The 13924-nt window shown below is 73.0% G+C and carries 10 protein-coding genes; 4 read left to right on the forward strand and 6 right to left on the reverse strand.

The window, feature by feature from the left end; all coding sequences use genetic code 11:
• Positions 1-13 precede the first annotated feature (13 nt).
• From V6U86_RS25710 to V6U86_RS25725, 4 genes are all read right to left on the reverse strand, one after another.
• Positions 14-799 carry an ABC transporter permease gene (locus V6U86_RS25710; RefSeq protein WP_334507380.1) on the reverse strand — a complete coding sequence of 262 codons (786 nt, stop codon included), beginning with the start codon at positions 797-799 and terminating at the stop codon, positions 14-16.
• Positions 796-1785: an ATP-binding cassette domain-containing protein gene (locus tag V6U86_RS25715; RefSeq protein ID WP_334507381.1), complete on the reverse strand. Its 990-nt coding sequence runs from the start codon at positions 1783-1785 to the stop codon at positions 796-798. Before V6U86_RS25715 ends, V6U86_RS25710 begins: the two co-directional genes overlap by 4 nt.
• A 30-nt stretch (positions 1786-1815) precedes the next feature.
• On the reverse strand, positions 1816-4659 hold the full coding sequence (locus V6U86_RS25720; RefSeq protein ID WP_334507383.1) for a BTAD domain-containing putative transcriptional regulator: 2844 nt from the start codon (positions 4657-4659) through the stop codon (positions 1816-1818).
• Positions 4660-4856: 197 nt separating this feature from the next.
• Complete coding sequence (locus V6U86_RS25725; protein WP_334507385.1) at positions 4857-6827, reverse strand: potassium channel family protein; 1971 nt, start codon at positions 6825-6827, stop codon at positions 4857-4859.
• Positions 6828-6922: 95 nt separating this feature from the next.
• On the opposite strand from V6U86_RS25725, the gene V6U86_RS25730 reads away from it, so the two are divergent.
• From V6U86_RS25730 to V6U86_RS25745, 4 genes are all read left to right on the forward strand, one after another.
• Positions 6923-7411, forward strand: a complete 489-nt coding sequence (locus V6U86_RS25730; protein ID WP_334507388.1) for an MSMEG_6728 family protein — start codon at positions 6923-6925, stop codon at positions 7409-7411.
• Between the two features lie 24 nt (positions 7412-7435).
• Positions 7436-8989: an FAD-dependent oxidoreductase gene (locus V6U86_RS25735; protein WP_334507390.1), complete on the forward strand. Its 1554-nt coding sequence runs from the start codon at positions 7436-7438 to the stop codon at positions 8987-8989.
• A 67-nt stretch (positions 8990-9056) separates the two neighbouring features.
• A complete protein-coding gene (locus V6U86_RS25740; RefSeq protein WP_334507391.1) occupies positions 9057-10265 on the forward strand; it encodes a hypothetical protein in 1209 nt (402 codons plus the stop codon).
• A gap of 255 nt (positions 10266-10520) precedes the next feature.
• Positions 10521-10964 carry an HNH endonuclease gene (locus V6U86_RS25745; RefSeq protein WP_334507393.1) on the forward strand — a complete coding sequence of 148 codons (444 nt, stop codon included), beginning with the start codon at positions 10521-10523 and terminating at the stop codon, positions 10962-10964.
• A 70-nt stretch (positions 10965-11034) separates the two neighbouring features.
• Here V6U86_RS25745 and V6U86_RS25750 read toward each other — a convergent pair whose 3' ends face one another.
• Both V6U86_RS25750 and V6U86_RS25755 read right to left on the reverse strand, forming a co-directional pair.
• Positions 11035-12792 (reverse strand): protein kinase domain-containing protein, encoded by a 1758-nt coding sequence (locus V6U86_RS25750; protein ID WP_334507395.1) that lies wholly within the window; start codon positions 12790-12792, stop codon positions 11035-11037.
• Between the two features lie 108 nt (positions 12793-12900).
• Entirely contained in the window at positions 12901-13668 is a 768-nt protein-coding gene (locus V6U86_RS25755; RefSeq protein WP_334507415.1) for an enoyl-CoA hydratase/isomerase family protein, read from the reverse strand.
• Between the last annotated feature and the right edge of the window lie 256 nt (positions 13669-13924).

Genomic DNA, 13924 nt, shown 5'->3' on the forward strand with positions numbered 1-13924 from the left:
CGGGCGGCCGGCGTCAGCGACTCAACCGCTGGTAGCGGCGCACGGCCAGCGGAGCGAACGTCGCGATCAGCAGCACCGGCCACAGCACCGCCAGCAGCATCGCGTGCTCCGCCGGCCAGGAGTCGCCGCCCAGCCCCGGGTTGCCGAACAGTTCGCGGATCGCCGCGACGGTGGCCGACAACGGATTCCACTCCGAGATCGTCCCGATGACCGACGGCATCAGCTCGGGCGACACGAAGACGTTGGAGATCGCGGTGAACGGGAACGCCGCCGGAAAGACGATCACACCGACCGTCTCCGGGTTGCGGACCAGCAACGCCAGGTAGATCCCGACCCAGGTGATGGCGATTCGCAGCAGCAGGAGGAGCCCGACGGCGAGCAACGCCTTGCCGACACCCTGCCGCCACTGCCACCCGACGAGCAGCCCACAGACCAACAGGGTGGACATCTCCAGCAGGGCGCGCAGCAGGTCGGCGGCGCTGCGACCGGTCATCAGGGCGGACCGTGCCATCGGCATCGACCGGAACCGGTCGACCACGCCCCGGCTGAGGTCCAGGGCCACGCCGGTCGCGGTGGCGCCGAGCCCGTACAGCATGGTCATCACGAAGACCCCGGGCAGCAGGAACTCGCGGTAGCTGCCACCACCGGACACCTGCATGCCGCTGCCGAACACGTACCCGAAGACCAGGACGAACATGATCGGCAGCGAGAAGTAGAGGATCAGCTCCTCCGGCGCGCGGACCACGTGGGTCATGTTCCGCCTGGTCATCGTCCAGCCGTCGGTGATCGCCGTGGTCATGCCACCTCCGCCTTTCGTCCGGCCCCGACGGGCTCGCGGGTGTCGTCGGGCCGGTGCCCGGTCAGGTGCAGAAACGCCTCGTCCAAGGTGGCCCGCCGCAGGCCGATGTCCTCGACCGCGATGCCGGCGTCGTCGAGCGCGCGTACCACGTCGACCAGGCCGGCGACGCGATCGACCACCGGTGCGCTGAGCCGTCGGACTCCCCGGTCGAGTTCGGGCTCGGCGCCGCAGACCGCCGCGACGAGCCGGGCAGCGTGGCCCAACTCGGCCGCGTCGCGGACCACCACCTCGATCCGGTCGCCGCCGGTCAGCGCCTTCAGTTGGTCTGGCGAGCCCTCGGCCACCACCCGACCGGCGTCGATCACCGAGATCCGGTCGGCGAGCTGATCGGCCTCCTCCAGGTACTGCGTGGTGAGCAGCACCGTGGTCCCGTCCGCGACGAGACCACGGACCAGATCCCACACCTGGTTGCGACTGCGCGGGTCCAGGCCCGTCGTCGGCTCATCGAGGAAGAGGACGCGCGGCGTACGGATCAGGCTGGCGGCGAGGTCCAGTCGCCGACGCATCCCACCCGAATACTCACCGGCGGACCGGCTCGCCGCGTCGTCCAGCCCGAAGCGTTCCAGCAGTTCGCCGGCGCGTCGACGGGCCTCCCGTCGGCCGAGCCGGAACAGCCGGCCGAACAGTTCCAGGTTCTGCCGGCCGCTGAGGATCTCGTCGACCGCGGCGTACTGCCCGGTCAGCGCGATCCGGGCGCGCACCTCGTCCGGCCGGCGCAGCACGTCGTACCCGGCCACGCTGGCCCTTCCCGTGTCGAAGCGCAGCAGCGTGGTGAGGATCCGTACGGCTGTCGTCTTGCCCGCGCCGTTCGGACCCAGCAGGCCGTGGACCGTGCCGGCCGGCACTGTCAGGTCGAACGTGTCGAGCGCGCGGGTCGGGCCGTACCGCTTGCCCAACCCCTCGGCGACCACCTCGAATGTTGTCATTCCCCCACGGTGCGGTCCGGCGCTGACGGATCACGCACCGTCCGCTGACGGCGGCGCACCGGCCTTCTCCGCCTCGGTGATCTCCTTCAGGGTGAGAACGATCTCCGCGCGGGCGGCCTCGCCGACGTACCAGCCGGTGAGTCCGCTGGTCAACGCCTCCTCGCAGAGCCGTCTCGCGGCGGCCAGGTCCCCGCGTACCCGGGCCACCTGGGCGAGGCCGAGCCGGGCGCTGGCCACGAACTCGGGCGCGCCGCTGCGCTGCGCGAGGAGCAGCGCGCCGGCGAAGTCGTCGTGCGCCGCCGCGAGGTCACCGGCGCGCAGCCTTATCTCGCCCCGGGTACGCAGCATGTCGGCCTGGTCGACGGCCGACCCGAGCGCCTCGACCAGTTCCATGGCCTGGTCCATGTGGGCGCCCGCCGTCTGCGGGTCGCCCTGCCAGGCGGTCAGTTCGCCGAGCGCACCAAGTGTGATCATGCTGCCCCACCGGTCGCCGGTGCTGCGGAAGCCGTCGAGCGCGGTGGCGAGCATGGTCCCGGCCCGGTCCCACTCGCCGCGCCACATCAGTGCCGAGCCGATGCCCATCGCGCCGAGCGCGTCGATCCACGCGTCCGGGCCGACGAGTCGGCGCAGCTCAACCATCAGCTCGTCGACGTCCGTCGGGCCGCCGGACGGCGGTCCGGTCGAGATCCCCGACAGGTACAGCAGGAACGGCTGTCGAGGTGGCCGGTCCAGGCTGCGGATCACGGACCGCTGTGTGCCGAGGGACGGCAGCTGGCCGGAGCCGGCGAGTGAGGCGTTGTAGACGCAGAGGGCGAACTCCTCGCTCAGCCCCGGCGGTGCTTCGGTGCCGAGCAGTTCGAGGACGTCGGCGGCGAGCCGCGCCCCCTCCCCGCGCATGCCGCGCAGCCACCAGTAGAACGACAGGGCCGCGACCATCCCGGCCGCGTCGGACGCGTCACCGGCGGCCGTGGCCCGACGCAACGCCGCGTGCAGGTTGTCCCGTTCCGCGTCGAGCAGTCGCAGCCAGTGCAGCTGCTCCGCGCACCGGAGGTGTTCGCTGGCGGTCCAGGCGAACCCGAGGAAGTACGCGGTGTGCGCGCCGCGGAGTTGGTCGGCCTCGCCGGCCTCGGCGAGACGCTCGGCGCAGAAGGCCCGCACGGTTTCCAACATCCGGTATCGGCCGCCGGTCATCTCCACGAAGGACTTGTCGACCAGGCCGGTGAGTGCGTCGACGAACTCGGCGGTGGGCATTCCGCAGACCTGCTCGGCGGCCTCCAGCGTGGCCCCACCGGCGAAGACGGTCAGCCGTCGGGCCACTCGCCGTTCGGCGTCGTCGAGCAGGTCCCAACTCCACTCGACAACGGCCCGCAGCGTGCGGTGTCGCGGCGACACGGCCCGGTTGCCCGTCGACAGCAGCCGGAACCGGTCGTCGAGACGGGCGGCCACCTCGACGACGGAGAGCGCCCGCAGTCGGGCGGCGGCCAACTCGATCGCCAACGGCAGCCCGTCGAGGCTGCGGCAGATCCGCAGCACCAGCTCGACGTTGGCCGGCGTGATGCTGAAGTCGGGCGCGACGTCGACGGCCCGTTGGACGAAGAGGCTGACCGCCGCGTAGTCGTCGGCGTCCCGCGCGGACGCGCCGAGCGGTGGCAGGGTGAGCCCGGACAGCGGGCACAGCACCTCGCCGGCCAGCCCGAGCGGCTCCCGACTCGTGGCCAGCACGCGCAACGCCGGGCAGGCGCTCAGCAACCGGGCCGCAAGCCGGGCCGCGTCGACGAGGACGTGTTCGCAGTTGTCGAGCACCAGCAGCAGTCGGCGCTCGGCGAGCGCCTCGACCAGCCGATCGGTGGGTTGCCGGCCCGGCTCGGCGGGGGCGCGCAGGCCCGCGTCGCGCAGGCCGAGCGCGCTCAGCACCGCCTGCGGTGTGTCGGTGCCGTCGGCCAGCCCGGCCAGCTCGACGAAGCGGACCTCCCCGTCGACTCGGCCCGCCGCCTCGATCGCCAGGCGCGTCTTACCCGCACCTCCGGGGCCGGTGAGGGTGACGAGCCGGCGTTCGCCGAGCAGCTCGCCGACGCGCGTGAGTTCCTCCTCCCGGCCGACGAACGTGGTGAGCTGGCTCGGCAGCGCCGGTTCGGCCGACCCGCGTTCCGCGCCACGCAGCAGCGCCAGGTGGACCGCGGCCAACTCCGCCGACGGGTCGACGCCAAGCTGATCGGCCAACGTGTGCCGGGCATCCTCGAACTCGGCCAGCGCCTCGGCCGGCCGGCCCAGCGCCGCCAGGGCGCGCATGAGCTGGCCGCGTAGCCGCTCCCGCAGCGGATGCGCGACGACCAACTCCCGTAGCTCCGCGACCAGCGCGGCGTGTGCGCCCAACGCCAGATCCGCCTCGGCCCGATCCTCGATGGCGGCCAACCGCAGTTCCTCCAGCCGGGCCGCCTGAGCGGACACACCGGTGGCATCGGCCAGCGCAGGGCCACGCCACAGCTCCAGCGCCTCGCGCAACACCGCCGCCGCGCGGGGCCAGTCGCCGCCGCCAAGAGCGCGGCGCCCGGCCTCGGCGAGCCGCTCAAATCGGTACGCGTCGACGTCGTCGGAATCCACAGCCAGGCGGTAGCCGGCCGGGTGGAGTTCGACCGGGTCGTGCTCGCCGGGCAGGGCCTGACGCAGCCGCGACACCTGCGACTGGAGGGCGTTGGCCGCGCCCCGAGGCGGTTGCTCGCCGTACAGGCCGTCGATCAGCCGCTCAGCGGAGACCACCCGGCCCGCGTCTAGTAGGAGGAGCGTCAGCAGGGCACGCAGCCGCGGCCCGCCGACGGGGACCTCTCGCCCGTCGGCCAGCACGACCTGGGTCGGCCCCAGGATGCGGAAACGCATGCCATGGATTGTCGCCCACTGCGGGTCGGATCCTGCGGACCGGATCCGACGGCCTGCTGATCCCAAGGGTCAGCCGCTGAGCGCGCGGCGAAGGTCCTTCATCAGCAGCAACAGGCGCATGGGGTCGGTGGGAGCCGAGCACCTGAATAGTCGCCGGCCCGGGCATACGCGTACGAGCACCGGCCATACGGGTGCTGTCAGCTCACCTCGCCGGTCCGGCCCTGCCGACGGGTCAGCTCGACGTCGTGAACCGGGCCGCCGTTGCTCGTCGAGGGCACCTCCCCGCTGAGCGGAGCGGGATGTGCCGCGCCGGCCCCCGAGCCCGTCTGGCCCGGCACCGAGGGGGACGCCGCCGCTGGGGTGTGCAGCCCGTCGTGGACGGTCCCAGCCGGCCGGGAAACCGGGCTCGGCCGGGCCGGCGGGGCGCACTGCCCCGTCAGCCAGTCCAACCCGCGCCGCCGGGCGACCACGGTCAACCGGTCACCGGCGAAGATCACTTCCCGGTGGTCGAGTTCCTTCCACCAGATCGTCTTGGCGCCACCCGCCGGGGTGCGGGCGATCAACCGGACCTGCCCGTCCCGGTTGACCATGTGCAGCGGTCGGCCGTCCAACTCCGAGCCGGGGGCGACCGGCACCTCGGCCACCGGCAGCGCGTGCCGGTCGACCGGGATGGTGCTGATCACGGCGCGTTCGGTGAGCGCCCCGATGAAGGACGGGGCGGCCAGGTAGGACACCGACCGGGACACCCCGAGCGCGAAGGTCTCCTCCACCCGTTCGGCGAAGTCACCGTCGAAGAGCCGGAGCACCACGCGCAGGTCGGCACGGAGGTCGCGAGCGGCCAGGGCAGCCTCCAGGTTGGCCACGTCGTCGGTGGACGCCACCACCAGCGCCTGGCAGTCGGCAACCGAGGCGGCGACCAGCGTCTCCGGCAGGGCGGCGTCGCCGACGATCAGCGGCACCTCCAGTTGCCGGGCCAGGGCGGCGCCCCGCGGCTCTTGCGCCTTGTCGATCGCCACCACCTCGACGTCGTACTCGCGCAGTTGGGCCATCACCCGCGTGCCGACGTTGCCCAGGCCGATCACCACCACGTGCCCGACCCGCGCGGGTTGCAACCGGCCGGTGTGCAGGGCCAGCCGGGCGTTGACGATGCCGTCCACCACGACGGCGGTGATCAGCGGGATCAGCGTCAACCCGGCCAGGTTGAGCACCACCTGCATGATCTGCGCGTCCGGTGCCTTGGTGGTGTCCGGGTCGGCGCCGCTGAGCGTGGTGACCAGCGTCAGGTACAGCGCCTCCAGCGGTGACACGTCCTCGGCACGGGAGATCAGCGCCCCCAGCACGGCGATCAGCGCGAGCACCACCATCACCGCGATGCCGATCTTGCGGGTGGCGAAGCCGCGGACCGCTCCCATCACCACCGCGACCGGGCGACGCCGCCGACGGGCGCGGACCAGCCGACGGGCGGCCACCTCGGTGCCCGGTGGCTGGCCGGTCGCCTCGGCGAGCACCAGGTCGGCGCCGGCCTGCTCGGCCGGCAGCAGCTTCACCCCCTGCGCCTCGCTGAAGTTCGCCAGCGCGCACACCACGTCCTGCGGTCGGACGTCGGCCCGCCGCGCCACCCGCAGCGTCTTGTCCCGATGTTGGAAGGAACTGGGGTCGACCTCGTTGAGTGCGGCGGCCACGAAGGCCGGCGCGGCCATCTCGGCGTCGGAGAGCACCTCGACCGGGGCTTTGAGCAGCTTCCGTACGCCGTCGGCGAGGGTGCCGTTGAACATCCGCAGCACCTGGCGGACCTGCTGGTCGACGGCCTGGGCGCAGAGCGCGGCGTGCAGGTTGCCCACGTCGTCCTGGTGCAGCAGGGCCAGCCCGGTCGCGCCGGCCAGGCCGGCGGCCTCGAAGGTGGCCACGTCCAGCCGGTCCGAGCGGATCACCCGCACCCCGCGCAACCCGGCCACGTCCGGGCCGTTGCTGCGGTAACGCTCCGGCACCACCACGGTCACCCGGGCCCCACCCACCGGCAGCTCGGATTCGAGCATCGCCCGGGCCACGTAGTAGGCGAGCGCGTCCTTTCCGCAGACCACGTAGTGCGGGCGCGGATCACCGACGGACCGTAGCCGCCAGTTCCACTCGACCGCCCGTCGCGCCCGGTCCCGCCACGGCTCCGCCATGCCCGGATCGTAATCAGCACGGCCAAGGTGGGCGACCCCGTCCGGATCATCCCGGGACCAGGTATGTCCGCCGTGATGGCGGGTAGAGCAGCGACATGCAGACCTTCCTCCCGTACCCCGACTTTCTGGCCAGCGCCCGCACGCTGGACCAGAAGCGGCTGGGCAAGCAGCGGGTGGAGGCCATCCAGGTGCTGCGCGGGTTGACCCGACCCGGGTACGGCTGGCGCAACCACCCGGCCGTGAAGATGTGGGCCGGATACGAGGAGGCGCTCGTCCGCTACGGGCTGGACATGTGCGCGGTCTGGACCGAACCGGGGCGGGCCGACACCTGTGCCGGCACGCTGACCGTCGACCTCGCCGCCGCCTGCGGGGCCGGCGTCGTACGGACCCAGGACGAGTTGGCCCGAGCCGGCGAGTTGCCACCCTGGCTGGGCCACGACGACCTGCACCTGAGTCACCGCTCGTCGCTGCTGCGCAAGGACCCGGCGCACTACCGCCCGTTGTTCGGCGGCGACGTGCCGGAGGACCTGGAGTACGTCTGGCCCGCCTCCGACCGCCCCCGCCGTTGCTTACCAGCCGACTGAGCCCCGGTGCGGCAGACTGGGCCGATGGCGCTGTCGCAAGTGGTAGGTCGGCTGATCGGCGTACGGCAGCACCAGGTGGACCCGGGCGGCGGTGGCGCCGACCGGGTGCCGCGACCGACCACGGCGCTGGTGGTGGGTGGCGGCATCGCCGGCATGTCGGCGGCGGTGGTGCTGGCCGAACGGGGTGTGGCGGTCACGGTGCTGGAGGCGGCAGCCACGCTCGGCGGTCGACTGGGCGCCTGGCCGGAGGCGCTCGCCGACGGCAGCCAGCAGAACGAGCACGGCTTCCACGCGTTCTTCCGGCAGTACTACAACTGGCGGTCCATCCTCCGCCGGGTCGACAGTGACCTGGGCTTCCTCAAGGCCATTCCGGGTTACCCGATTCTCAGCGAGCAGTGGCCGACCGAGGAGTTCGGCAAGTTACCGCCCGCCCCGCCAGCGAACCTGCTCGCGCTGCTGCTGCGCAGCCCCAGCCTGCGCCTGGCCGACCTGCGACTGATGGACCGGGACGCCGCGTTGCCGCTGCTCAGCTACGACCCGGTGCGCACCTACGCCGACCTGGACGACACCACAGCGGACGAGTTGCTGGCGTCGCTGCGGCTGCCGGACCGGGCGCGGGCGATGCTGTTCGAGGTCTTCTCGCACTCGTTCTTCAACCACGAGGCGGAGATGTCGGCCGCCGAAATGGTCGCCCAGTTCCACTTCTACCTGCTGGGCAACCCGGAAGGGTTGGCCTTCGACTGCCCCGACGAGGACTACGCCACCGCGATCTGGGAGCCGTTGACCCGGCACGTGGAGAAACACGGCGGCCGGGTCCGCACCAACTGCGCCGCCACCGGGGTGCACCGCGAGGCCGAGGGTTGGCGGGTGACGACCACCGACGGCGGCAGCCATCCGGCGGGTCACGTCGTGCTCGCGGTCGACCCGCCGGCGCTCGCCGCGCTGGTCGCGGCCTCACCGGACCTGGCCGAGCAGGCACCCGAACTGGCAGCGCGGATGCCTTCCTTCGGCACCCCCGGCCCGCCGTACGCGGTGGCGCGCTACTGGTGTGACGGCGACGTGGCCGCCGAGCGGGCGGTGTTCAGCGGCGTGTCCCGCCAGCCCACTCTGGACTCGGTGACGCTCTACCACCGGCTGGAGAACGAGCCGCGGCGCTGGGCGCGGCAGACCGGCGGGTCGGTCATCGAGCTGCACGCGTACGCCTGCGAGCCCGGGGTGCCGGCCGAGGAGCTGGCCGAGCGGATGCGACGCGAGCTGGTCGCGCTCTGGCCGGAGGCCGGCGACCTGCGGGTCCGCGAGTTGCGGGCCCGGGTGGAGGCGCAGGCGCCGGCGTTCACGCCGGGCAGCCACGCCTGGCGACCGGGGGTACGCACCGACGCGCACGGCGTCTACCTGGCCGGCGACGGCATCGCCACGGACTTCCCCAGCGCATTGATGGAACGCTCGGCGGCGACCGGGATCATCGCCGCGAACCACATCCTGCGCGCCGAGGGTGGCGCGGCCGAGCCGGTGCGCTCGATCCGTCCGCGCGGGCTGCTGGCCGGTCGCGCAGGGGCAAATCGACAAAACCTGACATAAGCCACCGTACGCTGCCGTACGCTCGAATGATCAACCGTCGATCGGCCGGGCGGGAGGGCAGCGGGAGATGTCACCACTGCACCGCGCCGGCGCGGAGAACGGCTCGTCGATCGACGAGATCAGCCGCGACGACGCGTACCCGCTGATCCGCGACGAGCGCGCCTGCATCGTCACCGCGCTCCGGCTGGGCTGGTGGATGGCCGACGCCTACCACCACGGGCAGCACGCGGAACCCCGCGCCTTCGTCGAGGCCCGCCCCGCCGTGCCGCCGGCCAAACTCTCCAACCTCACCGAGATGTCCGCCCACCGACGGATGCGGATGTACCTCGACGGGGTGGACGTCGCCCTGGCCCAGATCGCCGACCTCACCCGGCACACCGGGCCGATGCCCGACACGTCGGCCGCCCGAACCCTGCTCCCCGACCTGGGCCAGCCGGACCCCGCCGACCCGGTGCCGCTGCTGCTCGCCCTCGACGACCTCAACGTGGAGGTGCTGCGCTGGGCGATGGCCACCAACCACCGGGTCGGGCTGGCCTACCGGCTGGGCCGATCGGTTGCCGACACCGTCCGAGCCGGTGACGTCGCGCAGTTGCTGCGGCAGTTCGGTGGCCGGCAGATCCAGATCAGCCGGTGGCTGGACGAGTTGGCCAGCGTGCTTCCGCCGTACTCGGCCGCAGTGGTGCGCCGGTCGCTGGCCGCCTGGGCGAGCGCGGTCGACCGCGCCGGCCACGGGGACCCGACCGAGCCGACGCCCGCCGCCCTGAGCCGGGCGCTACGCGGGCAGGGTGATCTCTGGCGCGACGTGCTCACCGGCGGCCTGCACCCGCGCGACCTGCTCGACGAGGAGGACTACGCGGTGATCGCCAGGAATCTGATCATCCGGGATAGGCGGCTGGTGGCGCAGGCCGCCCGGGGCATCTTCTGGCCGGTGCTCGTACCCCTGCTGTTGGTGCTCTTCGCGGTCGTCGGGGTGAGTGCCGCCGCAGCCGCCGGCTCACCGACCACCCGGGCCACCGTTGCCCTGGTGGGTCTCGGCGCCGGGCTGGCCGCGATCTGGCGGTCGGTCTCCGGGCCGGCGCTGGCCGTCGCCGGTGAGGTCAACCGGCCGCTGCTGGACAGCGAACTCACCACCCGGATGGCCCTGCGGCTGAACCGGCCGCTGACCGCCGCCCGGGCCGCGGTGAAAGCGGCTCCCCGCACCCGCCGCCAACGGCGTCCCGAAGACGCCGGCCGATCGAAATACGTTGCCCGCGTCTCCCGCGTCGACCTACCGTGAGCGCGCAAGGTCAACCACCACCGCGGGAGCAGCTCATGACGATGTCGCACGTCACCACCGTGCCGTCGACGCTGCCCGGTGACGGTTACCGAGCGGAAGGTCCCCGGGCGGGCCGGCCCGACTGACGCGTACCCGTACGCGCTGAGCCGCCCCGTCCGACCAGCGGACCGGGCGGCTTCTTGCTGTCCGTCGTCGCCTTGTTCGTCGTCGCCTTGTTCGTCGCCTTGTTCGTCGTCACCACGGAGGGAGATCCCGGTGGACGCCGTCCTCGTCATCAACGCCGACCTCGGCCCGCTGCACCGGGTCACCGTTCAACACGCCGTACGAATGCTCTGCCGTCGGGTGGCTGAGATCCACGAGGCCGAGCCGGACCGGGTGATCGGGGTCTTCCCGATGCCCCGGGTGGTGCGGCTGGTCCGCTTCGTGGTCACCCGGTGGAGGTTCAACTCCGGGCCGGCCTGGTCGCGTGCCGGTGTGCTCCGCCGCGACGCCCGGTGCTGCGCGTACTGCGGTGGCCCAGCCTCCACAATCGACCACATCCTGCCCCGCTCACGCGGCGGCCGGAACACCTGGCGGAACACCACCGCCGCCTGTTACGCCTGCAACCAGCGCAAGGGGGACCGGACGCCAGCGGAGGCCGGCATGCCGCTGCGCCGTGAGCCGGTGAACCCGGGCTGGGGTGCGCTGGCCGGGCGGTGACGGACCGGCCGGCGGGAACGGGGGGCCGCGTCCGGGTAACTCCCGGGCGCGGCACCCGCCGGCCCCCTCATCAGGCGGCGCGTTCCTTGACCTTCGACTTCAGGCGGCCACCGGGGCACTGCACCCGCACCTCGCTGCGGTGCTCCGCAGAGGTCAACTCGACCACGATCTGCTTCGCCGGGCCCGGGTCGTACGCCTCGGCCCAGAAATCGGGCGCAAGCACCACCGCGAGCACCTCGACCGACTTCCCCACGCACCGAACGGTGACCGTCCCACCGCGCGCTTTCACGGGTACGCCGACACCAGGGGTGGGAGTCGGCGCGGCTCCGGTCGGGGTCGGGCCTCCAGTGATGGTGGTCGGCCCCGGGGCCACTGTGCCGCCCGGAACGGTCGGGGGGCGGGTCCGGGACGCGGGCGCGGTGCTGTCCGGCGGTACGGCGGACGGTTTGGTGTCGACCGGGTCGGCCGACTCCTCGGCGCTGGGCATCCCCACCGTGGTGGTGCCCGGGTCGCTGCCGGGCGGCGCAGCGCTCTGCACGTCTCGACGATTGCTGAAGTCACCGAGCGGCCCGGCCACCGCCACCGCCGCGATCACGGCACCGCAGACCGTCAGAATGGCTCGCCCCCGACGCCACAGCCTGCGCCTCACCGGCGTCGGCGAATCGCTGGCCGGCCCGGAGCCGGTCTGCCCTTCGCCGGTTTGTCCGGTGCCGGTCAGCCCGTTGCCGGCGGGCCCTTTGCCGGTCGGCTCAGAGCCGGTCGGTCCTTTGCCGGTCAGTCCTTTGCCGGTCGGCCCAGTGCCGGTCGGCTCGGTGCCGGTCGGCTCGGTGCCGGTCAGTCCTTTGCCGGTCGGCTCGGTGCCGGTCGGTCCTTTGCCGGTCGGCTCGGCGACGGCAGGTCCTTTGCCGGTCGGTCCTTTGCCGGTCGGTCCTTTGCCGGTCAGTCCTTCGCCGGTCGGCCCAGTGCCGGTCGGTCCTTTGCCAATCGGCTCGGCGACGGCAGCGACCGCGGGTGCGGCGCCGCTGGCGGCGGCGAGCAGGATGCGGGCCGCGTCGGCGGCCGACGGCCGGTCGGCAGGGTCGCCGGCCAGGCACCAGCGGTAGAGCCGGTGCACCTCGGGCGGTACGCCGTGGATCGGGGGCAGCGGGTCCGGCTCGACGTGCGTTTGCGCGCGGAGCATCCCGGTCTGCGCCTTGGGGGGCCAGGGCAGTCGGCCGGTGAGCACCCGGTGCAGCAGCAGGCCGAGGGCGTACACGTCGCTGGCCGGCAGCACCTCGCCGGCCTGCAACCGCTCCGGCGCCAGGTACGCCGGGGTGCCCAGCAGCCGCCCCTCAAAGTCGATCTCCGGCGCACCGGCGGCTGCCGCGATGCCGAAGTCGAGCACCTTCGCGCCGGTCGGTGTGAGCATCACATTGCCCGGCTTGATGTCGCGGTGCACCAACCCCTGCTCATGCGCGGCGGCGAGCGCCGAGGCCACCTCCGCGCACACCCGCAACCCGGCGCGTGGCGGTAACGGCCCGACCACCAACCGGTGTTCGAGGGTGTGACCGCCGAGCAACTCCATCACCACGAACGGGACCTCGGCAGCCTCCAGCGCCGACTCGCCGTAGTCGTAGACGCTTGTGACATGTGGATGCGACAGCCGGGCCGCAGCCTTGGCCTCGCCCCGGATCCGCTGTCGGGCGTTGGCGTCCGAGGCGACCAGCACCTTCACCGCCACGTCCCGTTCGAGCACCTCGTCGTACGCCCGGTGCACCGCCGACATGCCGCCACTGCCGAGGCGCTCCAGGAGCCGGTAGCGGCCCGCAAGCAACTGATCACGCTGCACGACCGACAGCCTGCCGTACCGACCGGAGAACTGGGTACCCGGGATCGAGATATTGCAATGGGTGCGACGCCGCGCGGTCGGTCCGGAGGATCGCGCAGAACGCCTGGGTCAGTCGCCGCTCGGTGGCTGCCAGGCGAAGCGGGGCTGTCGGCGTTCGCTGATCGCCGCGACCCCTTCACGGGCCTCACCGGTCGTCGCCACCTTCCGGTGCCACCAGGCGATCCGCGCGGGCTCGGCCCGATCGTCGATGATCTCCTTCGCGGCGACGATGCTCAGCGGCGACCGTTGGGCGATCGTGGCGGTCAGTTCGTCCACCCGTGCGGCGAGCCGGTCGGCCGGCAGCACCTCGTCGACCAGACCGATCCGCAGGGCCCGCTCGGCGTCGATCAGCTCGGCGGTGAACAGCAGGTGCTTGGCGGCGGACGGGCCGACCAGCCGGGCCAGCCGGCGCGTCGTCGGCGCCGGATAGACCAGCCCGAGCCGGGCCGGCGGTACGCCGAAACGGGCGTCGTCCGCGGCGATCCGCAGGTCGCAGGCGACCGCGAGCTGAGCCCCACCCCCCACGCAGGCGCCCCGGATGGCCGCGACGGTCGGCTTGGCGAATCGGGCCAACCGTTCCTCGGCGGCCACCGCGATGCTGGCGTCACCGGCGTCCAACAGTTCGGCCAGGTCACCGAGGTCGGCGCCCGCGCAGAAGGCGTCGCCGGCGCCGGTGAGCACCAACGCCCGTACGTCGGGGTCGGGCTCCAGCCGGTCGAGCAGTTCGGGGAGCTGCCGCCACATGGCCGCGGTCATCGCGTTGCGCCGGGCAGGGTTACTGATAACAACGGTGGCGACCGGCCCGGTCACCTCGACGGTCAACTCCGCGTCGGACACGCCCGCTCCCTCCCGCGCCACGTGCAGCGACGCCACCAACCTGCCCGCCGCCGACGTCGCGGCGCCGACCCGGCGACCATAGCGAAGACGCTCGGTCACGCGGTCGCACACCCACTCGCGAGGCAATCTTGGACAGTTTCCGTTAGCGGCTAACGGAAACTGTCCAAGATTGCCCAAAAGCGCGTCGGGGGGCGGCGGCGACGGCGGCGGCGGGGCGGCGGCGGGGCGGCGGCGGGGCGGCGGCGCCGGGGCGGCG

The organism is Micromonospora sp. CPCC 205558 (genome assembly GCF_036902955.1).
In the GTDB taxonomy this organism is placed as follows: Bacteria; Actinomycetota; Actinomycetes; order Mycobacteriales; family Micromonosporaceae; genus Micromonospora.

Bases quoted from the DNA above. Each gene is read 5' to 3' on its own strand.
- V6U86_RS25710 (WP_334507380.1), bottom strand. From the start codon at position 799: ATGACCACGGCGATCACCGACGGCTGGACGATGACCAGGCGGAACATG.
- V6U86_RS25740 (WP_334507391.1), top strand. From the start codon at position 9,057: ATGTCACCACTGCACCGCGCCGGCGCGGAGAACGGCTCGTCGATCGAC.
- V6U86_RS25735 (WP_334507390.1), top strand. From the start codon at position 7,436: ATGGCGCTGTCGCAAGTGGTAGGTCGGCTGATCGGCGTACGGCAGCAC.
- V6U86_RS25725 (WP_334507385.1), bottom strand. From the start codon at position 6,827: ATGGCGGAGCCGTGGCGGGACCGGGCGCGACGGGCGGTCGAGTGGAAC.
- V6U86_RS25715 (WP_334507381.1), bottom strand. From the start codon at position 1,785: ATGACAACATTCGAGGTGGTCGCCGAGGGGTTGGGCAAGCGGTACGGC.
- V6U86_RS25730 (WP_334507388.1), top strand. From the start codon at position 6,923: ATGCAGACCTTCCTCCCGTACCCCGACTTTCTGGCCAGCGCCCGCACG.
- V6U86_RS25720 (WP_334507383.1), bottom strand. From the start codon at position 4,659: ATGCGTTTCCGCATCCTGGGGCCGACCCAGGTCGTGCTGGCCGACGGG.